The following is a 24,808-nucleotide window of genomic DNA, read 5'->3' on the forward strand; positions in this document are numbered from 1 at the left end:
AATAAATTTAAAATGAATAACCAGTTAAAATGGTGTTAAAATTACGTAAGCACCACACGTGAACAGGTATAGCCACTTTCAGAGGTGGGGTTAATTTAACGGCAATGTGAAGTAGAAGGTTGACCCAACACCGCTTTCGCTTTCGGCCCATATCTTACCTTCATGCTGTTTAACAATTTCCGCACTTAGGTACAGCCCTATGCCAAACCCGGATATGTGACGTGTGTGATTTGATTCTACACGGTAGTATCGGTCGAACAACTTGTCCAGGTCTTGCTGTTTAATGCCCATACCTTCATCACGGATAGCAACTTTTACTATGTTGTTTTGCACCTCGTAACTAACGTCTATTTGCCTGCCTTTAGGAGAGTATTTTATAGCATTGCTGAGAAGATTAGCTAAAACTGAGCCTATCTTTTCTTTGTCGGCAAAAACATTTACCGACTGGCGTGATAAATGCGAAATTTGATGGTTTTGGGTTGTCAATTGTACCTCGTCGATCACGTCATCCAGCAACTGGTCCAATCTAAATTGATGCTTCTCTATCAAAATTTTACCAGACTCCAGCCTGGATATATTAAGAAAACCGTTGATCAGGTTGCTCATTTTCTTGACCTGAGCGGTTGCTTTACTTAACCCACCTGATATAAACGGATCTGTGGAATCTTTAAGTTTTGCTGTAAGTACTTGTATAATAGCCGATAGTGATGTTAGCGGCGTTTTTAATTCATGGCTTGCGATACCTATAAAGCCGTCCTTTTGTCGCTGCAGCTTATGCACGTCTTCAAGGCTTTGCTCAAGTTTCTTCTCGCTTTGCTCAACACGTTGTTTGGCTAATACAAGATCGGTAACTTCCGCGGCGGTATTCATAACACCATATATAGTTCCTGCGGTATCGTAAAGCGGAGTAAAGCTGTAGTTAAAATAGTAGGGCTGTAGCTTGCCACCAACTACAAGGTCAACCCGTTGGTTGCGGGCGTGGAATGGAACGCCGGTAGTATATACATCATCCAGTTGTGAATAGATCTGCTGATTAGACAGCTCCGGTAGTATTTCTGAATACAGTTTACCTACAACATCGTTGCCTTTTCCCCAAACATCCATTATTGATTGGTTTGCAAGGATAATACGCATCTCCCTGCCTTTGTATACACCTATTGGAAACGGTGCGCTGTCTACCAGACTGCGTATCTGGTGTTCGCTTTCTGCAAGTTCGCGAATGGTATTTTCAAGTTGTTCCTGGCTAATCAACAGGCCGTCGTTAGCAGCGGATAATTCTTCATTAGTTGCCGCCAGCTCCTCGTTAAGCGCTTGTTGTTCCTGCTCGCTCTGTTCCAGTTCTGCGGTACGTAAAAGTACTTTTTCCTCCAACTGGCTGTTTAGTGCAGCATGTTTACCCTGCGCAGATACCAGTTGAATGTTTATTGATGCCAATTCTTCATTTGCGGCCGTAAGTTCCTCATTTGTTGAGGCTAACTCTTCATTTAAGGCCTGTTCGTTCTTAAAGGATTCGGTGCTTATAAAATCTGTTTTAACCCGTTCAGATTCCAATACACTGTCTATATTCATACAAGATCCGATATATCCTGCGAACTCTCCATCTTGAGTATATCGAGGCACGCCATGATCTATCACCCAGCAGAAATGACCATCGTGCCTTTTGAGCCGATACTCCATTCTGAATTCCTGCCGAGCGTCGAATGCATAATAATATGTTTTCAAAAAGCGCTGCAAGTCATCCGGATGTACACCTTCTGTCCAGCCAGTTCCAACTTCCTGTTGCATTGATCGGCCTGTAAAATTTAACCAGCCAGCATTAAAAAAATAGCACAACTTGTCTACTCCGGATATCCAGATTAGTACCGGGGCAGTATCGGTTATTATTTTAAATTGTTCCTCTACCGGAATCAAAGGCTGGTTTTGGCTCGACATTTTCCATTATTAACACTCAACAAACAACAGCCCTTTACGAAAGTTTGGCCTGCGGGTTTTATAACTTATAGTTTTAGAACTAAAGAAGTTTTAGCATGTTAAATAACAGCCGATCAGAAAGGTTTACCTTGTGATAAGGCTTTGTTCGCGCGTTTTATTGCAAGCTCTTCTTTCCAATCCATGTAACGTTTTTTGAAGTTTTTTTTCATGACGTCGTCAAACTTGCGTTGCAGGGTTAAATTGTATAAACTTTTTGCTTTAATAGCCCACGAGCTATCCCACGCACGTAATGATATAGAGAATGATCCATCAAGATATTTCATCCAGTGCCAGTAACCAGTTGGCATAAACAAAGTATCGCCGTGTTCCAAAATCGTTTCCTGGCCTTCAATGCCATCCAGTGCCGGAAATTTACTGAAGTCTGGGTTTTCAATGTCGTAATCTTCAAGTGCGTAAGTAGCAAATGGAATGCAATAAAGGCGTTCGCTCCATTTCTGATCAAAAAGAATCACGTGCTTGCGGCCATTAAAATGAGTATGAAATATATGAGCGAGGTCAATGTCGTAATGCAGGAACGTTACCGAACCTCTTCCGCCGAAAAACATGTTGGGGTATTTGTCAAGGAAGCCGCCCATTAAGTCGGTAGGGGACCGGTAGTCATCCAGTAACTTGGGAGCGTGCTTAATAGGGTCGAACAGAAATATCCGCAGATCTGTCGGTTCCGTTTGAATAAGATCTATGTAGTCACCAAACTTCATCTCTGCAGCAGAGGCATTTATCGGTTTAGATGGGTCTGCCTTACTGCTGTCGTAAAGCGGAACCTTAATATCGCCTACAATTTCTTTTAGGTATTCAAAGCTCCATTTTTGCAGAGCTGGCCAATTCTTTGTTGCTTTGGTAATTACAAGCGGTTTACGCGGTTTTAAGTAGTTAGTTATAAAGTCCTCTTTACTGATTTGGTCTACTCTGTCTATAGCGGTTAACAACAAACTCATAATTACAATTTCTTAACAAGCAAAATTATTAAATTAACAACTGGTATCACCGCCAAAATCTATTTTGATTTTTTGCTGACAAAAAATAAACCCGGCGTTTATAGCGCCGGGCTTGCCCTTAATTGTTTGTTTTTTGGAGTTATTCCTGCTCTTAGTTCGGCATCAACACGGTATTTACTACGTGTATTACACCGTTGCTTTGGTTTACATCAGCAATGGTTACCCAACTTTTTCCACCTTTTTCATCAACCAGATAAACCTTTTTACCTTTAACCATTGCAGTTAAAACGCCACCACTTACTGTAGTTAGTTCTGCTTTGCCACCACCGGCTTTAATTTTCGCCAAAAGGTCAGCTGCGCTTAGCTTACCGGCAACTACGTGATAAGTTAATATTTTGGTCAATGTAGCTTTGTTCTCTGGTTTAACTAGGTTATCTACGGTTCCTGCAGGCAGTTTATTGAAAGCCTCGTTAGTAGGTGCGAACACCGTAAACGGTCCTGCTGATTGCAAAGTTTCTACCAAACCCGCTGCTTTCACGGCTGCGACTAGAGTAGTGTGGTCCTTAGAGTTTACAGCATTCTCTACAATGTTTTTGGTAGGATACATAGCTGCACCGCCAACCATTTTAGTTTGAGCAAAAGCTTTTGGAGCGAACGCTAAAGCTGCTATTGCCAGCACTCCCATAATTAGTTTTTTCATTTTATGATGTTGTTTAAATTATATTGGGAGATACGCCTTAAGTGAAATAGCAGTTTCCGTTTTGCTGGTTACTTATAACAACCGGCGGGGATAATAAACTAAAAACCAGAGAGAGCTAGATATCGTATTACGCGAAGAATAAGTTTGCTGCGATATTGTCGGCATATAGCTTGCCGGATTTTGTAAGTGTAATAACATTATTGTTCAACAATAACTTACCGGAGTTAACATATTGTGCGGCTTCCTTTAAAAATATCGCGGAAGAGCCAACTGCAATTGCTTCAAGCTTTTCAATGTCCACACCCCACATTGTGCGCAGCGACGTCATAATGTATTCATTTAACCTGTCGTTCTCACTTAATTGCTCAATTTCTGCCGGGATAGATGCCTGGGATATTGCATCGAGGTATTTTGCATTATTGGCAATATTCCATTGGCGTGTAACACCGTTAAACGAGTGTGCCGACGGACCTATCCCCAGGTATTTTACACCTTTCCAGTAGTTGGAGTTGTGCTTTGAGTGTTTCCCCGGTTTGCTAAAGTTAGATATCTCGTATTGGTCAAAGCCCCGCTGCTCCATTTCATCTATCATAAAGGTGAACTGTTCAGCGCTTTGCCTTTCGTTCATTGGTGGTTGTCTTTTTTTACTAATAAAAGATGCCAATGCTGTTTGAGGTTCTACAGTCATGCTATACGCAGACATATGAGGTATACCTAATGTAAAAACCTTGTCAAGGTTATGTTTCCACTTTTCGTTAGTAAGCAGCGGATAGCCGTATATCAGGTCTATAGATATATTTTCAAAGCCAGCGTCCTGCACCCGCATTATTGATGCCTCAGCTTCCTGGCTGCGGTGCACGCGGTTCATCCATAGCAGGTCTTCATCAAAAAAAGATTGTGTGCCTATGCTAAAGCGGTTAATAGCAGTAGCCCTAAGTTCCATAACCTTAGAGGCGTTCAGATCATCCGGGTTTGCTTCAAGTGTTATCTCGGCGTCGCTACTGACGGTATGAGTTTTTGTAATTGTATCAATAAGCCGGTTTATGTCTTCAGCACCAAGTAAAGACGGCGTGCCTCCGCCAAAATAAATTGTTTGTACAGGTTCACCGTTTAAATAGTCCTTTTGAAAAACAGCTTCCCTTAACAACGCCATAACCATTTCTTCTTTGTATTTAAGCGAAGTGCTGAAATGGAAGTCGCAGTAGTGGCAGGCTTGCTTGCAAAATGGAATGTGTATATAAATACCGGCCAATGTAAGTAGTATTAAATTTCAGGCTTCAAAGATAGGTTAAATCATGTACCCAAATACACCAATACAATTGCTGAAGTATCAGCAACTGGTCATTATAATTGTTTAACAACCTTGCAGGCAACAATTAAAGAGGTAAATTTGTGCACTTAATGTTACGCAGATTTTTATTTATCTTCATTAGTTTTATTGGCTTAGCATGCTCTGCGTATGCACAGCAAGATAGCGTATCTGGCAGCGTAGATAGTCCGCGGCGCGTATACAGGCCAAGACCAATGACTTTACTTGATTCGGTAGCGCGAGCGATTAAGCTGGAAGAAAAAGCTGTGTCTGACTCGCTGGGGCTTGTTTATGTATTACGGCCAGATAGTACCCGCACCAATCTTTTTGCAGACAGCATTATTAAATCGAGTACCTACACAGGTAACCACTTCTTAGATTTGGCAAAAAATGCCGTTACTACTAAGCGAAGCATTTTGGGGTATGGGCACGTAAGGCCAGCCCGCGACAGGTGGGTTATAGCCGTAATTATTGTACTGCTGCTATTCACCGCTTTGCTTAACATCTTTGCAACAAAAGATCTTAGCAATATTTTTATTTCGTTTTACAGCCGGAAGTCTACACAAACCGGTAAAGAAGACAGCCCAATAACGACGTGGATTTTTATAGGGCTGTTTCTTCTGTTTGGCTTCACTTTTGGGTTGTTTTTGTACCTGCTTACCACGGGTTACTACAAGGTTTATTATACCATTAGCGGCGTTCAGCTTTTTTTAACATTGTCTGTGGTTATTCTGGCGCTTTTTGCAGGCAAGTTTTTAATATTAAAATTCCTGGGCTTTGTGTTTAATATCAACAAACTGGTTAGTGATTACATCATGACTTTATCATTAACTTATTTTAATATTACGTTTGTTTTTTTACCTGTAGCACTGTGTTTTAGCTTAATTGCTACTAAATTTATCCCCTATCTGCTTAGTGTCACCTTATTATTATCAGTAATTATCTTCGTGTGGCAATACCTTCGCAGCAGCGTGGGTATCATTTCCAATTTTCAATTTCATAAATTTTATTTATTTGTCTATCTTTGTGCCCTCGAAATTTGCCCCATATTAATATTAATTAAGGCACTTGACATCGGATTTAGGTAGTTAGTTTTTATTACGCAGAGCATTGGAAGACAGAAAGAAAAAGGTTAAGAGTATATTAGTTACCCTCCCAAAACCTGAGAACGATAAAAATCCTTACGCTGAACTGGCTAAGAAGCTTAACTTGAAGATCGATTTTAGGTCGTTCATTCATGTGGAAGGCGTACCAGCAAAGGACTTTCGTAAAGAAAAGATCAACCTGGCTGATTTTACAGCTGTTATATTTACCAGCCGTAACTCTGCTGACCACTTTTTCCGCATTTGTGAAGAAATGCGATTTGAGGTGCCGGTAGAAATGAAATATTTCTGTCTTTCGGAAACTATCGCGCTTTATCTTCAGAAATATATACAGTACCGTAAACGCAAGATATTTTTTGGTAAGCAAACTGCCGCTGATTTAGCGGAAGTTCTTAAAAAACATTCTGGAGAGAAGTTCTTATATCCATGCTCTGATGTAGCTGCAGAAGAGACGCAGAAGTTCTTGTTAGATAATGGTTACAATTTTACTCCGGCGGTTCTCTTCCGTACAGTTTGCAGTGACCTAAGTGACCTTGCCGAGGTTTTTTATGATGTAATAGCATTTTTTAGCCCGTCAAGCATTCAGTCCCTTTATCAAAACTTTCCTAACTTTAAGCAAAACAATACCCGCATAGCAGCATTTGGTGCTACTACACACAAGGCTGTTCTTCAGGCGGGACTTATCCTGGACATTCCGGCGCCCACCCCTGCCGCCCCGTCAATGACAATGGCCATTGAGCAATATGTTAAACAAGCTAATAAGTGATAAAATCGCCAAAAAAGCTGCAACAAAAAAAGCAATATTGCGTAGAAGCGCCTAAGTTATTACACGTTAACAGGTGTTTTTGACAATTTTTTAGGTGTTTGGTTAAGAGATAAATTATTACCAATTTCGTGGTAATAAGGTATTTTATAGATTTAGTTAAACATTTATTCCCTTGGATTGCAGGATATTTAATATATTCGGGGGGCGTTATATGGCATTTATTTCAATAGCGTGTAATTGATTTTTGATATAAGATGAAGCAAATATACTTTCTGATTGTAGTTTTAGCAGGTTCGGTATTATCAGGTTGTAGTACAGGCGGCGCAGGAAACGGTGAGGTGGTAGGTGTAAGGCAACGTAACTTTAAAGCTACTACACCGCTTAACATGGTCTACATCAAAGGCGGTACTTTTTTAATGGGGCAAACCGATCAGGATGTCACTTTCGCTCAAATTTCACAAACAAAGCAGGTAACTGTTCCGCCATTCTTTATGGATGAGACGGAAATTTCTAATAGTAAGTATAAGCAATTCGTTTTTTGGGTCCGCGATTCAATTGCAATAACCAACTATCTTAACGATCAGAAATATTATTTACAACCTAAGAAAGGCGCACGACTTGATCCTAGCGGCAGAAAGTACATCAACTGGACCTATGCCCGTAATAACCCTATTTTTAGCACCAGGGGTAAGAACGCTTCTGCTAACGCGCAGAAACTCCAGGGTTTATATTACCAGGGTGATGACAGGGTATTTGACCGTAACGAAATTGATGTTCGGTTGCTTAAATACAACTATTCTTTAATGGTGCTGCGTGACGCCGCTAATTACAAGAACGACAAAACAAAAAAACGCTCCGACTTTATTTTTAGGGATACCGTTCCTGTTTATCCGGACACGCTGGTTTGGTTAAGCGATTTTTCGTACGCTGCTAACGAGCCAATGGTTGAAGGCTATTTTTCACATCCGGCTTATCGCAATTATCCGGTAGTCGGCGTTACCTGGCGCCAGGCACGCGCTTTCAGCGTTTGGCGTACCCGCCTTAGTGAAGGTGCTAAACACGCTAAGGGCCTTGATCCTAACCTGCCTTTTGATCTGCCGAACGAGGCTGAGTTTGAATATGCTTCACGAGGCGGCCGCATCGGTACTGATTATCCATGGGGTGGTCCATACATCAAAAATGCTAAGGGGTGCCTGATGGCCAATTTTAAACCAGGCCGTGGCAATTACACTGATGATGGGGGTGCCTACACCGTAAACGTTAGATCTTACTTTCCTAACGACTTTGGCTTGTACAACATGTCGGGTAATGTTGCGGAATGGACGTTATCAGCTTATGACGAGTCTGCAACCACGTTCGTGCATGACCTTGCACCAACTTTCAACTACGAAGCTAAATCAACAGATCCGGAAGTACTTAAAAGAAAAGTAGTTCGTGGTGGATCCTGGAAAGATATTGGTTATTTCCTTCAAAACTCTACACGTACTTACGAGTATCAGGATACCGCAAAATCTTATATCGGTTTCCGTTGCGTTACCAAGTATCTTGGCCGCGACATCAGGGACAAACGCTAATCAAAACAAAAACTAATTATAACATCATTCTTTATTTAAATTTATGGCTGGGAAGAAGAAACCATTTGGGATAAGTAACATCGTTTCGTGGGGGGCAACGGTAGTAATCATAGGCTTGTTATTTAAAATACAGCATTGGCCTTATGGTGGTACATTTATATCTATTGGACTAATTGCAGAAGCATTGTTGTTTTTTATATTAGGTTTTCAGAGGGAAGAGAAAGAAGTTGATTGGACAAGGGCTTATCCTGAACTCAACGAAGATTATCATGGCGAATTACCAACGGTATCTGCACGACCAGCAGTGGCTCCTGCAACAAACTTTTCAAATACCGTCGCTTTGGATAAAATGCTTACTGACGCTAAGATCGGTCCGGAATTGATCAGTAGCCTTGGCGAGGGGCTTCGTACTTTCGGTGATAAAGTTAGCGCCATCTCGCGTGTAACTGACGCCGGCGAAGCTACAGCTGCGTTCACCAACAAAGTTAAACAGGCAACTGCCAGTTATGATAACTTGAGCATTGCTTTTGAAAAAGCTTCAGCTAATCTTTCAGAGATGGCAAACTCTAATGTGGACTCTAAAGCATATCATGATCAGGTTAATAAATTGGCCCGCAACTTGTCTGAGTTGAACGGAGTTTATGAACTTGAGCTACAGGATTCAAGTGCCCATTTGAAGGCGATGAACAGCTTTTATAAAAACTTGTCTTTGACTATGAACAACTTTAACGAATCTTTAGATGACTCGCGTTTATTTAAAGACGAAGTTGGACGTTTGGCTAAAAATCTTGCTTCGCTGAACAGCATCTATGGCAACATGTTAAGCGCCATGAACCAACCCCGCGTTAGCTAATAGTATAGTTGAAGAGAAGAACAGTATAACAAAGAGAGCATGGCCGGAGGTAAAGAAACCCCAAGACAGCGAATGATAGGTATACTATACCTGGTGCTTTTAGGGCTTATTGCCCTTAACGTACCGGATAGTTTACTAGATTCATTTAAAAATATAACCAGAAGCTTAGATGCTTCCCGAAGCAACGTAACAACAAGTTTAAACACAACTTACAATGCTTTTAAATCTACAAAGCTAAAGGAGGATCCGGAGAAAGCCGGAAAGCTTTTGACTCAGGCACAGGAAGCTACCAAAGCTGCTGATGACCTCAACAGCTACATAGAAGAGATTAAAAAGGAGCTTATAAGTAAAGGCGGTGGCATTAACGCGGATATAGATGACGTGAACGCCAGAGAGAGCCTTGATATATCATCTGAGGTGATGATCAACGGAAAAAAAGCCGACGTTTTGAAAGAAAAGATTAACGCTACCAAAGCCCGCTTACTACAATTGCTGGGTAAGGAATCGCAAGGTGTAAACTTTTCATTAAATGCTAACGATCCTCCACGTCGCCCGGGTTACGAAAACAAAACGTGGCAGAATGCTTACTTTGGTGAAGGTATACCATTGGGCGCGGCGCTTACAACCCTCGCAAAAGTTCAGGCTGATGCCAAAAACGCTGAGAACGATGTTGTTAAGCAAATACTGGGTAAAATAGACGTACAAGAAGTTAAGCTCAACCAATTTAAAGCTGTAGCAGTTGCACCAAGCAGCTACATACTTGCAGGACAGCCTTACAAAGCGGAAATTTATTTGACTGCTTACGATTCGCATACCAATCCATCGATTACGGTAGGAGGTTCTAATATTCCAACGTCAAACGGTGTGGGAACTTACACTGTGAACACCAGTGGAGAGGGCCTGCGTACCTGGACCGGAACTTTAGCTGTTAAAAAGCTTGCCGGTGGTTTTGAAAGTTATCCGGTTAGCGGTAGCTACATGGTTGCTAAACCATCTGCTGTGGTTTCTCCTGACAAGATGAATGTGCTATATATTGGCGTACCTAACCCATTGTCGGTATCGGCGCCGGGTGTACCCAAGGAAAGCATGAAGGTGAGCATTTCCAATGGATCTGTTTCGGGCTCTAACGGGCACTACACGGCTACAGTAAGTAGTGCAGGCACAGCAAAGGTTACTGTATATGGAGATAAAGGCATGGTATTAGGTGCATCAGATTTCCGTGTAAAACGCATCCCTGATCCTAAGCCGCAGTTTGCAGGTAAAAGCGGCGGCAGAACAAGTGCGGCTAACTTACGCTCTCAGGACAGGGTGTTTGCCAAGCTTGAAGGTTTTGATTTTGACGCCAAATTTAATGTAACAAGGTTTAGCCTTATTGTAATAAAACCACGCCAGGATGCAGTGCAGTTATCAACCACCGGCGGCGAACTTAGTGCTGCAATGCGGTCTGCAATGAACGGGGTTGTACCTGGCACCACGGTTGTTATACAAGATATTATTGCTGTAGGTCCGGATGGAACACAGCGCGGGCTGGACGCAATTGTGTTACAGGCCAATTAAAAGTTGACAAACATGAAGACAAAAGCTTTAGTAATTGCACTTTGCCTGCTTACCACGGTAGGCTTTGCACAGCAAAGGAAAAAAGCGCGCAGAACCACACCTAAGCGCAGTGTTACAAGCACAAGCAAAACCAAAGTACAAGGTGCTGGTAGCGCCGGAAGCACCGCGCTGCAACCTTCTGTAATGGACACCACCAGGAAAGCGGGAGCGCTAGCTGCGAAACCTTTTGATCGCCCGTTAGATGGCTATTATAAAAAAGGAAACATCCTTAGCGCACGTGTTACTCCCTACGCTAACCTTCGCGAAAGTGATGTGGCTTTTGCTAAACGTGTTTGGAGAGAGATTGATACCCGCGAAAAAATGAACCAGTATTTGTCATCTCCCAAGCAAAGATTGATTGATGTTTTATTAACAGCGATCGACGCAGGAGAACTAACTGCATATGATGCGAGTGTAACTACAAAGGATGACCCTAACGGAGATGCATTCTCGACACGGTTGACTGCGGGCCAGGCACGTAGCAAAATGGCCGACAGCAGTGTTGTGGATACCTTTGATGCTAATGGCGACAAAACAGGTTCAAAAGTGGTGGCCGGCGATTTTCAGGCAGATAGCGTTGTTAAGTTCCGCCTTAAAGAAGACTGGGTTTTTGATCGCCAGCGCTCCATTTTTGAGCCACGGATTATAGGCATAGCTCCAATGGTTAAAGTAAAAACTGCTGCAGTGGGTGTTAATACAGATTATCAGCCGGCATTTTGGATATACTTCCCTGAAGCTCGCCAGGTATTAGCTACCAAAGAAGCTGTAAGCCGCAACAATGATGCTACTGGCCTAAGCTTTGACGATGTATTTGCTAAACGTATTTTCACTAGCTACATAGTTAAACAGTCCAACGACAAAGACGAGCGTATAAAAGATTACGCACAGGGTATTGATAAGTTATACGAATCTGAAAGGATCAAAAAGAGCCTGATGGATTGGGAACTTAACTTATGGCAGTACTAGTAAAAGACCAACTTCAAACTTAAATACAGAGCCTTTGCATTATGCAAGGGCTTTTTGTTTTAAGGAAGCAATCCGCCAGCTTTTTGCTCGCTTACTTCGGGCCTGAAGTATTGCGCTATAGCTTTAGCTTGTTTCAGGTTAACCACTTGCTGCAAATCTGTTTCGCTTGCCTCACGTATCTTCTTTACTGATTTAAAGTGTTTTAAAAGCTTCTCGGCTGTTGTTTTACCTATCCCTTCTATAAGTTCAAGTTCAGTAGCAAGTGTTCCCTTATCACGTTTTTTACGGTGAAAGGTAATACCAAACCGGTGTGCTTCATCGCGCAGCTGTTGTATTACCTTCAGTGTCTCAGATCGTTTATCCAGGTACATAGGATATTGATCACCAGGGTAGAACAATTCTTCCAGCCGCTTGGCAATACCAATAATAGTGACTTGTTTTTCAATACCTAACAGCTTTAAGCTTTTCATAGCAGCGGATAGTTGTCCTTTACCACCGTCTATAATTATTAACTGAGGTAAACCGGTGTCCTCATCTAGTGTGCGGCGGTATCTACGGAATACTGCCTCTTCCATGGTTGCAAAGTCATTAGGCCCTTCTACTGTTTTTACATTAAAGTGCCGGTAATCTTTTTTTGATGGCTTACCATCTTTAAACACCACAATGGCTGACACTGGGTATTTACCCTGAAAGTTAGAGTTATCGAAACACTCTATATGCCGCGGAAGCTGGTTCATGCGCAGGTCGTTCATCATCTGGGTAAGCAGGCGCTCTGTACGAACCTCCGGATTAAGTTTCTCGTATTGATCTATCTTCTCCTTTTTAAAGAACATCACGTTCTTTTGCGAGAGGTCAAGCAGTTTCTTCTTTTCTCCAAGTTTAGGAACGGTAAACTTTATGCTACCGGCATCCTCTAAATCAATGTCAAAAGGTACAATGATTTCTTTTGAATGGCTATTGTACCTGCTTCTGAATTCGCTTATAGCTATGGTAAGTAATTCTTCGTCACTTTCGTCAAGTCTTTTCTTTAACTCAATGGTTTGTGTTTGGGTGATGGTACCGTTCATCACTTTCAAAAAGTTTACGAAAGCGTATTTTTCTTCAGATGCTATGCTGAATACATCGACGTCAGTTATAGAAGAATTTACAACGGTAGACTTGCTTTGATAGTTCTCCAGCAACTCGGCTTTACGTTTCAACCTGTGTGCAAGCTCAAAGTTCAATTCGCTCACTGCTTTTTCAAGGTCTCCTTTAAGGTTGCGTACTACGGTGCCTATTTTGCCGTTCAGTACGTCTTTAATTTCCTCTATATTATTGTTGTAATCCTCCTCACTTTGATAGTCCTGGCATGGTCCTTTGCAGTTACCAAGCTGGTATTCCAAACATACCTTGAACTTGCCTTTTTCGATGTTGTCGCGAGTTAAGGCCAAGTTACAGGTACGTAGCGGGTAAGTTTCTTTAATCAGCCCTAAAATAGTATGCATCATGCTTACCGAAGCGTACGGGCCTAGGTATTTAGATCCATCACGAATGATGCGCCTTGTCCAGTAGATGCGGGGATAATTTTCATTTTTAATAATGATCCAGGGATAGGTCTTATCATCCTTAAGCATAACGTTATAGCGCGGCTGATGCTTCTTGATCATGCTGTTTTCCAGCAACCAGGCATCAACCTCAGTATCAACTATAGTAAAGGTTATTTTGCGGATCTTGGACACCAACACCCTTGTTTTGGCATTTATCTGTTGGTCTTTGTTAAAGTATGACCCTACCCTGTTGCGCAGGTCTTTTGCTTTGCCAATGTAAATTAGCTCGTTAGTGCTGTCCCAATACTGGTATACACCAGGCTTGTGCGGTATGTTTTTCAGGGCTTCCCTGTAGTCAAATTTATCCATTGCTTAGTTTTGGGTAAGTGCGGATTACTCGTCCGCAACTACTCCACACTTATCACTCTTTTTTAGAAGTCCAGCTTCTTTTCCACCTCGTTAGTTCCCTTTTGTTGCTGGCTATAGGCGCCACAGTCCAGCGTGATGCTAACGCCACTCTTAGGCGGAACAAAATCAACATTCTTTTTGATGCCAAGTTTGTTATTCGCATAAACGCGCTTCATGTAGCCGGCAAATATTGGAAGCGCCGTATTTGCACCCTCTCCCAAACGGGTAGAGCGGAAATGAACATCGCGGTCTTCGCAACCTGTCCAAATACCAGTTACTAATTGCGGAGTAATACCAATGAACCAGCCGTCGGAGTTATCGTTAGTGGTGCCGGTTTTACCGCCAATTGGATTTGTTAAACCGTACTTGCCACGTAAACGCCAGCCTGTACCTTCATCAACCACACCTTTCAGCATATACGTCATTACATAAGCTGTTTGCGGGTTCATGGCTTGCACCACCTTTGGTGTATTGTTGTATAACACGTTGCCATTTTTGTCCTCAATGCGTAATAAGAAGGTAGGTTCTGTCCATACACCTTCGTTCGCAAAGGCACTGTAAGCTCCGGTCATGTCAAACACAGATGCGTCAAACGTGCCAAGGCAGATGGATGGATAAGGCGGTACCGGGCTGGTTACCCCCATTTTCTTGATCAGGTCGGCCACTGGCTGCGGTTTAACCTCGTTCATAACATAAGCCGTTACCCAGTTCTGCGAACGGGCAAGAGCCGTACGCAGCGTTATAACGCCCGGCACAGTCTCGGACGGCGACGATCGTGGGCTCCAGTCAGCACCGTAGCCAGTAATGGTAATGGGTTCGTTGGCCACTTGCATACAGGGTGAAAACCCGTCATCTATCGCAACTGCATATGTAAACGGTTTAGCTGTTGAACCAACCTGGCGGGTACCCATTTTAACCTGGTCATATTTAAAATGCTCAAAGTTTGTTCCGCCCACCCAAGCCTTTATATAGCCTGTTGTAGGATCCATGCTCATCAGGGCGTTGCGCAGCATCATTTTGCAATAAACAATAGAGTCAATTGGCTTCATCAGCGTATCTACATCCCCGTGCCAGGTGAAAATATTCATCTTAGCGGGTGTGTTAAAATCCTCACGGATCTCTTCGTCGCTTTTATTTTGTTGCTTTAATGAAGCATACCTGTCAGACCGGTGCATACCCTTATCAATTAACGCCTTAAAAGTTGGTATAGCCTTTTTTAAGTTATAACCTTTCCAGTGGTCGTTAAACTGTGCCTGTAAATTGCGCATGTATTCTTTTTGCGCCTCTTCAGCATACTGCTGCATAGTAGCATCAATGGTTGTGTATATTTTTAACCCGTCGCGATCAAGATCATAAGGGGTAACGCCGTCAGGCTTGAGTATTGATTTGTCTACTAAAATCTTTTGAACCTCTCTTTTCAGGACGGCCCTGAAGTAGGTAGCCATACCATCATTATGATCGGTGATCTTAAACTGCAAGCCAAGAGGTTTTTGTTTAAACTCTTCTGCTTGTCCTGCGCTTAAGTAGCCTTCTTCAGCCATACGTCGCAACACAAAGTTGCGGCGTTTAAGTGCATTTTCAGGGTGATTGATCGGGCTGTAAATACCGGGGCCGTTTATCATTCCCATTAGCATGGCCGCCTGGTCGGGAGTTAACTTGTCAGGTGTTGTATTAAAGTAGGTACGAGAAGCTGCGCTTATTCCGTAGGTGTTGTAAGCACCAAAGTCTACAGTGTTCATGTAGAGGGTAAGTATCTCTTCCTTGGTATAATTACGTTCCAGCTTCACAGCCGTTATCCATTCCTGCAGTTTTTGAATAATCCGTTTGAAAGGGTTTCTGGCCCGTTCAGAAAACAGGTTAAGGGCTAATTGCTGAGTAATTGTACTGCCGCCCTGTTTTTTGCCGATTAAGTTGTAGGCTAAAATGCTGAAGGTTCGTTGAAAGTCTATGCCGGAGTGCTCATAAAACCTGGCATCTTCGGTAGCTACAAGCGCGTTTATCACGTTTGGCGATAGTTGCTTGTAAGTAACGCTAGTACGGTTTTTAATATAGTAGTTGCCGATAACCTGGTTGTCAGACGAAATTACCTGGGAGGCCTGGTCGCTTTTAGGATTTTCCAGTTCACGAAAGGACGGCAGCGTACCGAATACCTGGAAAGCAATAAGCATGATCATGATAGCGAAAAACGCAAAGCCGGCTATCACCAGCCGCCATATGTACCAGTTATATCTCCGGATGTCCTGAGAGGTAAGCTTGTTTTTGTCGTTAGCATTATTTCTGCTATATATCTTGTTTGCCATTACATTAATAGGTTTGCTGGTAAAAATCTACGTAACTCTCCAGTATTTTTGCGTCGGCTAATTTATCCAGATTTTCTTTGGTTACGATAAAAAAGCTGTACTTGCCCTTTGGTACCTTCATGATGTCAGGAAGGAGAGGGACAATTTGCCTGGCGTATTTCTTTACATCATCAAGGGAATAGAAACGCCCAACGTAAATAAGCTGATTATCTGGTCCGGCGTTTTTCAGCTGATGGCTGATGGGGCTACCCTGATACTGCACGCGATTAAACTGACCAATACCAAAACGAGAGGACGACAAATTAGTTGTACCCGAATTTACATTTACAACAAAAAAGTAGTTGGTGCTGTCCCTGTTACTGAATATGGATGGCGGTTTGGCAAGGGAGTTTGTTTTTATGTTCGCCGGCTTTTCATCCGGTGCCTCAAGGCTAATCTCTGGCTGCTTTACAGGTTCTTTAACTGCAGGTGCATTAGGTGTGCTGTCGCGCTTAATTATAGCAGGTGTAACCTTAGTTATTACTGTCGCAGGGTCTTGTTTTTTCTCTGGCTTTCGTACATCCGGAGCGGCTATTATCTGCCCGCCGGTGTATGCTTTGCGATATTCTGTTTGCTGCTGATACACTATCGGGATGGTAAACTGTAAATCCTTTGCTTCTCTATCAGTTATCACGACCGCGCGTGCAGCAAGTTCTTCTTGGTTTAAGTTGATGTATTCTAAATGTTGGTTTACCAATGGCGTAATCAGCTTGTCTGCCGAGTATTTGGCAACAATTTGTTGCAAGTCAGCTTTAAACGGCTCAAGTTTTTCCTGGTGCCCGGCGGCGAAAGCTTTTAGATAAGCGAGCTGGGCGGCATACCGATTATTTGGATACTGCTGCAGTAGCCCATCGGTTGTGGTAATTACCTGTGCATACTTCCGTGTGGCGTAAAGATCATACACCTGGTTATAAAGGCTGCTGAAGCCGGTATCTTCATCATTTAAACGTTTCCCATAGTAGGGATTTAAAATGGTTTTAGCAAATGGAGATTCCGGGTACTCCTTCAGTACCAACGACCGATACTTATCTGACAAAGGAGCGTTGCCGTAGTTATACAACCTATAAAGGTTATAGTATATCGCAGCTTTATTGTCCGTGCCAGGGAAGAGCCTTAGTATATTCTCGTAAGCTAATGCAGCTTCAACCTTGTCATCAAGAACATCCCTGTAAAAGTTAGCGATATCAAGGTAGGCATCATACCTGCGTTGGTTAGATTTTGCCAAAAGCTCGGGCGTAAGTGGCAAGCTTTGTAACAGACCTTGGCGATAGGTGCCCGCATCTACCTGAGAGGGGTTTTTCTGGATATTATCGGCCACTGCATCCGGATCAATATTGCGGCCAGTGTTGGTGTTATTTATTGTAATGTCACTGTTCGACCGATTACTCCGTCGCCAGTTGTCTTCCAGTTTACGGTTGCCCCATACTCGTTTAAAATCAGTGTATCCTTGACTAATGGCGTTTGGGTTATAAAAGTAAAAACTAGTGCCGTTTGGCACACTTGCCCGAGGCGAAGCGCTGTTGCCGTATTCATCAATAGGAGGAAGGGTGCTGTTTCCATTACCGCCAGTTGGGTTGCTTATAATTTGTTGTTGCAGCACATGTCGGTTTACCATTTCGTCTATACGTTTAGCCTGTGCTACCTCGTCTAGAGCTGCAAGCATCTGCGCTGTGTCTTCCCGTGCAATAATATCCAGCTTGTCTGCAAGATATTGCAAATTGTCGGCTTTCTTTTTTATGCTGATGTAGCCTGGGTAATTGGGTGATAGGTTTATAAGCGAACTATCATAGTAGTTTTTTGCTAAAACATAGTCGGATCTATTTTTAAAGTACACGTCTGCCAGGCGTAGATAAGATAGTCCTTTCTGGCCTTGGTTTTTTTGACTTGCAGCAGTAGACTGTTTATAGCTCTTTATTGCGCCATCAACATCATTATCTACATACTGCAACTGACCGATCTGGTAATATATCTGATCAATAAAGTCTTGATTGTTAGGGTTACGTATTAAGCTGCGCAACCGCGCTATGCGGCTGGCCTTAACCCCGTTTAGACTGTCCTCAATACGTATCCGGTTTAAGGTAGCATTAAACGCCATGTCAAAACTAACGTTGCTCCGGGCCACCCGTGAGTAACTTACAATTGCATCGCCGGGTTTATGGTTCAATTCCTGCAATTGCCCCAGAATGTAGGTCCAATGCATACGCTGTAAATTATTGCCGGCTTTTTCTACAGCCAACTTCGCCATTTCCTCGCCTTCGGTATAATTGCCTGTGTTTATATCATATTGAAGCTTTGTAGCGTAAACATCTGCCGTAATGCCTCTTTTAGGATTAACGTTTTGGATAGCGGTATCAATCACAAGCTTTGCTTCAGCGTTGTTATTTAAGTAAAGCAACGAGCGAGCCTTCCACACACGAGCCTCCTGTTTTAGGTCTTCCTGCTTAGGTGTGGCAATAAGCAAGGCGTAGTTGAAATATTCAACAGCATTAAAGAAATTCGCTTCGAGATAATTGGCTTTACCCAGTACCAAGTATGCATCCGGAATGTAGTGACTTTGTTCTTTTAAACTGATGATGTTATTGGCTCGCTGCTTTGTCGCAACCAGATCTTTGTCTTCATTGGGTGGGGTAGCGGATGTATCCTGGTAAACGGAAAGCAGCTCGCTGTAGTCATCAATAAAGCCCGTTGCATAAGCTTCTTGTTTTTGACGCAGCGTTTCGCGTGCATTAAAAAGAATGTTGTAGTGCGCCGTGAGATTTTGCAAGCCGCGGTTAACTGCGCTTTTCTTTTCGAGCGAACAGCCGGATATACCTAAAATTATGCCTGTTAGTAGTGCTGTATATAAGTATAACGTGGGCTTTGTAAAAAGATACTTCAAGGCAAAAGATGGTTTAAAAAAGCAATTGCTAATTTACTAAATAGTATGCAATAGGTTCAATAAATTTGCGGATGGCTAAAATTGAAGATGACAGAGATACAGACGCAAGCACGCAGGCAAGTTCTTATGCAAAGTATATGGGTATAGCTATCCAGATGATCGTGATCATTGGGGCGTTTACATTTGCCGGGTACAAAATAGATGAGAGCACAGGTCATGTTACCAAGTGGGTAACGGCAATCATGTCACTGGCTGGAGTTTTTATATCATTATATTTAGTTTACAGATCTACAAAAAGTTGAAAGTGTTTACACCTATTATCAAGTTCCTGGTGTTTACGGTAGTACTGGCATCGGTGCCTTTTTTGTTGAGCTACACAGGTAGCGGAAACTTGCTTGTGCCCAAATTTTGGGTGCTTTTTTCGTTTGTGAGCCTATTTACTTTTATGCTGATCGTATCTATGGTGATCATACAGCGGATAAAGCCTGATTTATTTGCCCAAACATTTTTAGCAACCACCATTGTAAAAATGCTTGCCTGCATGGGGTTCGCACTTATTTTTGTGTCAAAAATACACATCAGCCATGGTGTGTTCCTGGTTGATTTTTGTTATGTATATTTCTTGAATACAGGCTTTGAAGTTTACGTTTTGTTGAGTAACTTGCGCCACCAAAATTAGAAGCAAAAAACACTCATTAAATGTATTTAAGCCGGATTTTGAAATCAAAAAAAGTTGCTTTAAACGTCGTTTTAGGCGTTTTTTTGATGTTCGTTAGTTGTAAAACTTTTGCTGTGCAGGCAGAAGAACATGCCTCAGAGGCTTCAGAAACACACAATCAGGAGGAATTTAATCCGAGTGAAGTGATCCTGGAGCACATTGCCGATTCGCATAGCTGGCACCTTTGGGGTACTACCACAGTTCCTCTTCCGGTGATCCTTTACACCGACAAAGGGGTTGAGGTTTTTTCATCGAAACATTTCGAGCACGGGCATGCCGACTACCAGGGACAGTACTATACTTATCGCTTAATAAAAGATAAGGTAAGCATTGTTGGACCGGGTGAAGAACTTACTGCAGGTGCAAATATGCTTAACATGCATAAGAAGCTTATAGATTTCTCGATAACCAGGAACGTAGTAAGCATGTGGTTGTCTATACTTGTTCTCCTAATTATTTTCCTTGGGATTTCTTCTGCTTACAAAAAGCGCGAGGGTAAGGCCCCAAAGGGTTTGCAATCATTTTTAGAGCCAGTTATCCTATTTGTGCGTGACGATATTGCCCGCCCGAATATAGGTTATAAGTACCAGCGCTTTATGCCGCTACTGCTTACTGTGTTCTTCTTTATTTTCATAAACAACCTTATAGGCTTAATTCCATTTTTCCCAGGTGGTTCTAACCTTACAGGTAATATTGCTGTAACGTTTGTTTTGGCGATTATTACGCTAATTGTGGTGAATGTTAACGGGAACAAATACTACTGGAAACATATTTTTGCACCGGATGTACCTGTTTGGCTTTACCCGATCATGTGGCCGGTAGAGCTAGTGGGTATCATTTCACGACCATTCGCCTTAATGATCCGTTTGTTTGCGAACATCACTGCAGGCCACATTATCGTGCTAAGTTTAATATCACTTATTTTTGTATTTAAAAGCTTTGCTATAGCTCCTGTATCTGTCGCGTTCGTGGTTTTCATGGATGTGCTCGAGTTGTTGGTAGCTGCATTGCAGGCGTTCATCTTCACACTGTTAACCGCATTGTTTATCGGTACAGCTATTGAAGAGCACCATCATTAATTTTGTAAATAACTGTAATATATATTCACTTTAATTTTAAAACAATGTTCGGAAGTATTGCTGCATTAGGTGCAGGTTTAGCGGTTATCGGTGCCGGTATTGGTATTGGCCAGGTAGGTGGTAAAGCGATGGAAGGTATCTCTCGCCAGCCTGAAGCTGCTTCAAAGATCCAAACTGCGATGATCATTGCTGCCGCCCTTATTGAGGGTGCTGCACTGTTCGGTGTGGTTGTATCGTTCCTGGGTTTAAAATAATCCGGAGCAACAAAAATTATTGACCGTATCCTGCAGCGGTTGGCGGCAGAATACGGTCATTAACAATGACATTTAATTAATATCATATATATCAAATGGAATTAGTAACCCCAGAGATAGGTTTGGTTTTTTGGACCACGGTATCGTTCTTAGTGTTGTTCTTTATTTTGGCTAAATTTGCCTGGAAGCCTATTATGGGCGCCATTGATGAGCGTGAGCGTTCTATTGAAGATGCTTTGCTTAAAGCTGAAGCAGCTAAGGAAGAAATGGCGCGCCTTACCAACGAGAACGAAGTTCTTTTAAAACAAGCACGCGCAGAACGCGACCTTATATTACAGGAAGCACGCAAGGTTAAAGAACAGATTGTAAGCGAAGCTAAAGAAAGCGCACAAAAAGAAGGTGCACGCCAGATTGAGCTTGCCCGTATCGAGATCAACAACCAGAAGGCAATTGCCCTGGCTGATGTGAAAAATCAGGTTGCTGCTTTATCTTTAGAGATAGCAGAGAAGGTTTTGCGCAAGCAATTAGAAGATAGTAGCAAGCAGGATGCCCTGGTTGCCGAACTTTTAAAGGAAGTGAAATTGTAATAAAGAGTTGTGAGCATTGAGTAATTAACAAAAACTCGATACCCACTAATCACTAAAATATGTCAGAAGTAACAGTTGCATTAAGATACGCCAAAGCATTAATTGACCTTGCAGCAGAGCAGAATACTGTAAGCGAGGTTAAAGATGATATGGAGCTGTTTCTTAAAACCATAAAAGGAAGCTCTGAACTGGGTGCTGTATTGGCTAACCCGATCATATCGCACAGCAAAAAGAGCAGCATCCTGGCTGAGATCTTTGGTAAAAGCGTAAACAAGGTTACAATCGGTTTCTTTAATATAATGGTTAATAAAGGCCGCGGTGAAGTTCTTGTAACTACTGCAAATGAATACATTAACCTGTATAATCAAAAGAATCGTATTACCAGCGCCAGGGTAGTTACCGCTACTCCGTTATCAGTTGCTAACAAGCAAAAGATGCTGGATGATGTGCAGAAAGCAATAGGTGGTACTGTAAAGCTTAGTGAGAAAGTAGACCCGTCATTAATCGGTGGATTTGTTTTAACAGTAGGCGACAGGCAGATTGACACCAGCATTGCTGCAAGCCTGAAGAAAGTTAAGAAGGATTTTGCACAAGCTGCAATCAAATAATAATAAATTAAAACTCTAAAATAAATTCAAAAATGGTAGAGGTAAGACCAGACGAAGTATCAGCTATCCTGCGTCAGCAATTAGCCGGCTTTAAGTCAGAATCTGAATTAGAAGAAGTAGGCACCGTACTGCAAATAGGTGACGGTATTGCACGCGTTTACGGATTAACTAAGGTACAATCAGGCGAGCTGGTTGAGTTTGACAACGGTCTGCAAGGCATCGTTTTGAACCTTGAGGAAGACAACGTAGGTGTTGTATTGCTTGGTAAATACGACGAAATAAAAGAAGGTGATACTGTAAAACGTACCAGTCGCATTGCATCTATCAAAGTAGGTGAAGGCATGCTGGGCCGCGTTGTGGATACCCTCGGTACACCTATAGATGGTAAAGGACCTATCCTTGGCGAAACTTACGAAATGCCGCTTGAGCGTAAAGCCCCGGGTGTTATCTATCGCCAGCCGGTTACCGAGCCATTGCAAACAGGTATTAAAGCGATTGACGCGATGATCCCTATCGGCCGTGGCCAGCGTGAGTTGGTAATCGGTGACCGCCAGACTGGTAAAACAGCTGTGTGTATTGACACCATTATCAATCAAAAAGAATTTTATGATGCCGGCCAGCCGGTTATATGTATATATGTTGCCTGCGGTCAGAAAGCTTCTACCGTGGCAAACATTGTGCGCACGTTAGAAGAGAACGGCGCTATGCCATACTCAATTATTGTTGCTGCTAACGCGTCAGACTCTGCTACCATGCAGTTCTTCTCTCCGTTTGCAGGTGCAGCAATTGGTGAGTACTTCCGCGATACAGGCCGTCCTGCTTTGATCATCTATGATGATTTGTCTAAACAGGCTGTTGCTTACCGTGAGGTGTCGTTGCTATTGCGTCGTCCACCGGGCCGCGAGGCTTACCCTGGTGACGTGTTTTACCTGCACAGCCGTTTATTAGAGCGTGCCGCTAAGATCAATTCTAACGACAACATCGCTCAACAAATGAACGATCTGCCGGAGTCCATCAAACATATTGTAAAAGGTGGTGGTTCGTTAACCGCGCTTCCTATCATCGAAACACAAGCCGGTGACGTATCCGCTTATATCCCAACCAACGTGATCTCTATCACCGATGGTCAGATATTCCTGGAATCTAACTTGTTCCTTGCCGGTATCCGTCCTGCTATTAACGTAGGTATCTCTGTATCACGTGTAGGTGGTAACGCGCAGATCAAGTCGATGAAGAAAGTAGCAGGTACCTTAAAGCTTGACCAGGCTCAATACCGCGAGCTCGAGGCTTTCTCTAAGTTCGGTTCTGACCTTGATGCTTCTACCAAGAACGTAATTGACAAAGGTGCTCGTAACGTTGAGATACTTAAGCAAGGCCAGTATTCACCAGTATCTGTAGAGAAACAAGTCGCTATCATTTATCTGGGTACTAAGAACCTGATGCGTAACGTACCTGTTAACAAAATTAGGGAGTTTGAAAGCGAGTACACCAGCCAACTGGAGCTTCGCCACCCTGAAGTACTTGCTGCCCTTAAAGCAGGTAAGTTTGATGATCAGCTTACAGGCGTACTGGAAACAGTTGCTAAGGAGCTGGCAGGTAAATACTAATAACGAAACATACGCGGTAAACAGTAAGTGAATTGCTTACTGTTTACTGCTTCCCATTAACCGCTCATAAAAGAGAATGGCTAATTTAAAAGAAGTAAGAAACAGGATAGTATCGGTAAACTCAACTCAGCAGATCACCAAGGCCATGAAGATGGTTTCGGCGGCAAAACTGAGAAGAGCTACGGACGCTATTGTACAATTACGCCCTTACGCAAATAAGTTGAAGGATCTGCTATCCAACTTGTCATCGAGTCTGGAAGACGGCGCATCACCATACCTGCAGGACCGCGAGCCTGTGCGTGTATTGGTTGTTGTAGTGTCATCTAACCGTGGTTTGGCCGGCGCTTTCAACAGTAACGTTATCAAAGCAGCTAACGCGCTTATTGCTGAAAAATATAGCGAGCAGATGAAGGCGGGCAACGTTTCTATCGTTTCTATAGGTAAGAAATCTCAGGATTATTATCAGCGCCGTAAGTACAATGTAATAGGTAACAACAACGACCTGTACCTTGCCCTTAACTTCGAAAATACATCAAAAATAACTGAAGAGGTAATGAAGGGCTTTGTTAACGGTGACTACGACCGTGTGGAGCTTGTTTATAACCACTTCCGTAATGCCGCTGTGCAATATCTTATCACCGAGCAGTTATTACCTGTACCTAAAGCTGAAGAAAAGCCAGAAGCAAAGGCTGAGGCGTTTAAAGCTAAGGATAAGGTGAACCCTGCACAAGTTGATTATATACTGGAACCATCTAAGGAAGAGATTGTAGAGCAACTTATCCCTAAGAACATCAAGATACAGTTGTACCGTGCAGTGCTCGATTCTAATGCATCTGAACATGGTGCTCGTATGACAGCAATGGATAAAGCAACCGAAAATGCCGGTGAGCTTTTGAAGGCGTTGAAGTTGTCGTACAACCAGGCACGCCAGGCAGCTATTACTACCGAGCTTACCGAAATTGTGAGTGGCGCTGCGGCCCTTGCAGGAGCATAATTCAAAAGCAACAATA

The 24,808-nt window shown here is 42.7% G+C and carries 21 protein-coding genes; 14 read left to right on the forward strand and 7 right to left on the reverse strand.

Annotated elements, in window-relative coordinates; all coding sequences use genetic code 11:
• Positions 1-90: 90 nt before the first annotated feature.
• From AC59GT_RS02905 to hemW, 4 genes are all read right to left on the reverse strand, one after another.
• Positions 91-1,932: an ATP-binding protein gene (locus tag AC59GT_RS02905; RefSeq protein WP_497236247.1), complete on the reverse strand. Its 1,842-nt coding sequence runs from the start codon at positions 1,930-1,932 to the stop codon at positions 91-93.
• A gap of 113 nt (positions 1,933-2,045) precedes the next feature.
• Complete coding sequence (locus tag AC59GT_RS02910) at positions 2,046-2,927, reverse strand: cupin-like domain-containing protein (RefSeq protein ID WP_497236248.1); 882 nt, start codon at positions 2,925-2,927, stop codon at positions 2,046-2,048.
• A gap of 151 nt (positions 2,928-3,078) precedes the next feature.
• Positions 3,079-3,627, reverse strand: coding sequence for a fasciclin domain-containing protein (locus tag AC59GT_RS02915; RefSeq protein ID WP_497236249.1), 549 nt, complete (start codon positions 3,625-3,627; stop codon positions 3,079-3,081).
• 127 nt (positions 3,628-3,754) lie between these two features.
• Positions 3,755-4,879, reverse strand: coding sequence for a radical SAM family heme chaperone HemW (gene hemW / locus AC59GT_RS02920; RefSeq protein ID WP_497236250.1), 1,125 nt, complete (start codon positions 4,877-4,879; stop codon positions 3,755-3,757).
• A 272-nt stretch (positions 4,880-5,151) separates the two neighbouring features.
• Between hemW and AC59GT_RS02925 the strand changes: the two genes are divergently transcribed.
• From AC59GT_RS02925 to porN, 6 genes are all read left to right on the forward strand, one after another.
• Entirely contained in the window at positions 5,152-6,024 is an 873-nt protein-coding gene (locus AC59GT_RS02925; protein WP_497236251.1) for a DUF4271 domain-containing protein, read from the forward strand.
• 22 nt (positions 6,025-6,046) lie between these two features.
• Entirely contained in the window at positions 6,047-6,805 is a 759-nt protein-coding gene (locus AC59GT_RS02930; protein WP_497236252.1) for a uroporphyrinogen-III synthase, read from the forward strand.
• Between the two features lie 254 nt (positions 6,806-7,059).
• Positions 7,060-8,379, forward strand: a complete 1,320-nt coding sequence (gene porK, locus AC59GT_RS02935) for a T9SS ring complex lipoprotein PorK/GldK (protein ID WP_497236253.1) — start codon at positions 7,060-7,062, stop codon at positions 8,377-8,379.
• Positions 8,380-8,422: 43 nt separating this feature from the next.
• Positions 8,423-9,232, forward strand: coding sequence for a type IX secretion system motor protein PorL/GldL (gene porL / locus AC59GT_RS02940; protein ID WP_497236254.1), 810 nt, complete (start codon positions 8,423-8,425; stop codon positions 9,230-9,232).
• Between the two features lie 39 nt (positions 9,233-9,271).
• Complete coding sequence (gene porM, locus AC59GT_RS02945) at positions 9,272-10,789, forward strand: type IX secretion system motor protein PorM/GldM (RefSeq protein WP_497236255.1); 1,518 nt, start codon at positions 9,272-9,274, stop codon at positions 10,787-10,789.
• Between the two features lie 12 nt (positions 10,790-10,801).
• Complete coding sequence (gene porN, locus AC59GT_RS02950; protein ID WP_497236256.1) at positions 10,802-11,794, forward strand: type IX secretion system ring subunit PorN/GldN; 993 nt, start codon at positions 10,802-10,804, stop codon at positions 11,792-11,794.
• 59 nt (positions 11,795-11,853) lie between these two features.
• Here the strand turns inward: porN and uvrC are convergent, their stop codons facing one another.
• The 3 genes from uvrC to porW all read right to left on the reverse strand — a co-directional run bounded on the left by uvrC (position 11,854) and on the right by porW (position 18,945).
• The gene (gene uvrC, locus AC59GT_RS02955; RefSeq protein WP_497236257.1) at positions 11,854-13,689 is read right to left on the reverse strand and encodes an excinuclease ABC subunit UvrC; all 1,836 of its coding nucleotides are present in this window, start codon (positions 13,687-13,689) and stop codon (positions 11,854-11,856) included.
• A gap of 62 nt (positions 13,690-13,751) precedes the next feature.
• Positions 13,752-16,028 carry a penicillin-binding protein 1A gene (locus AC59GT_RS02960; protein WP_497236258.1) on the reverse strand — a complete coding sequence of 759 codons (2,277 nt, stop codon included), beginning with the start codon at positions 16,026-16,028 and terminating at the stop codon, positions 13,752-13,754.
• A gap of 4 nt (positions 16,029-16,032) precedes the next feature.
• Positions 16,033-18,945 (reverse strand): type IX secretion system periplasmic lipoprotein PorW/SprE, encoded by a 2,913-nt coding sequence (gene porW, locus AC59GT_RS02965; protein WP_497236259.1) that lies wholly within the window; start codon positions 18,943-18,945, stop codon positions 16,033-16,035.
• 71 nt (positions 18,946-19,016) lie between these two features.
• On the opposite strand from porW, the gene AC59GT_RS02970 reads away from it, so the two are divergent.
• From AC59GT_RS02970 to atpG, 8 genes are all read left to right on the forward strand, one after another.
• Positions 19,017-19,247, forward strand: coding sequence for an AtpZ/AtpI family protein (locus AC59GT_RS02970; protein WP_497236260.1), 231 nt, complete (start codon positions 19,017-19,019; stop codon positions 19,245-19,247).
• Positions 19,248-19,249: 2 nt separating this feature from the next.
• Positions 19,250-19,624 (forward strand): hypothetical protein, encoded by a 375-nt coding sequence (locus AC59GT_RS02975; RefSeq protein ID WP_497236261.1) that lies wholly within the window; start codon positions 19,250-19,252, stop codon positions 19,622-19,624.
• Between the two features lie 113 nt (positions 19,625-19,737).
• The gene (gene atpB, locus AC59GT_RS02980) at positions 19,738-20,742 is read left to right on the forward strand and encodes a F0F1 ATP synthase subunit A (RefSeq protein ID WP_497236262.1); all 1,005 of its coding nucleotides are present in this window, start codon (positions 19,738-19,740) and stop codon (positions 20,740-20,742) included.
• A gap of 44 nt (positions 20,743-20,786) precedes the next feature.
• Positions 20,787-20,996 carry an ATP synthase F0 subunit C gene (atpE, locus tag AC59GT_RS02985; protein WP_067187534.1) on the forward strand — a complete coding sequence of 70 codons (210 nt, stop codon included), beginning with the start codon at positions 20,787-20,789 and terminating at the stop codon, positions 20,994-20,996.
• 95 nt (positions 20,997-21,091) lie between these two features.
• Complete coding sequence (gene atpF, locus AC59GT_RS02990) at positions 21,092-21,583, forward strand: F0F1 ATP synthase subunit B (RefSeq protein ID WP_497236263.1); 492 nt, start codon at positions 21,092-21,094, stop codon at positions 21,581-21,583.
• 59 nt (positions 21,584-21,642) lie between these two features.
• Positions 21,643-22,191, forward strand: a complete 549-nt coding sequence (gene atpH / locus AC59GT_RS02995; RefSeq protein WP_497236264.1) for an ATP synthase F1 subunit delta — start codon at positions 21,643-21,645, stop codon at positions 22,189-22,191.
• Between the two features lie 32 nt (positions 22,192-22,223).
• Entirely contained in the window at positions 22,224-23,798 is a 1,575-nt protein-coding gene (atpA, locus tag AC59GT_RS03000) for a F0F1 ATP synthase subunit alpha (protein WP_117384372.1), read from the forward strand.
• A gap of 76 nt (positions 23,799-23,874) precedes the next feature.
• A complete protein-coding gene (gene atpG / locus AC59GT_RS03005) occupies positions 23,875-24,792 on the forward strand; it encodes an ATP synthase F1 subunit gamma (protein ID WP_497236265.1) in 918 nt (305 codons plus the stop codon).
• Positions 24,793-24,808 lie beyond the last annotated feature (16 nt).

It is taken from the genome of Mucilaginibacter sp. 320_HR (assembly GCF_059691875.1).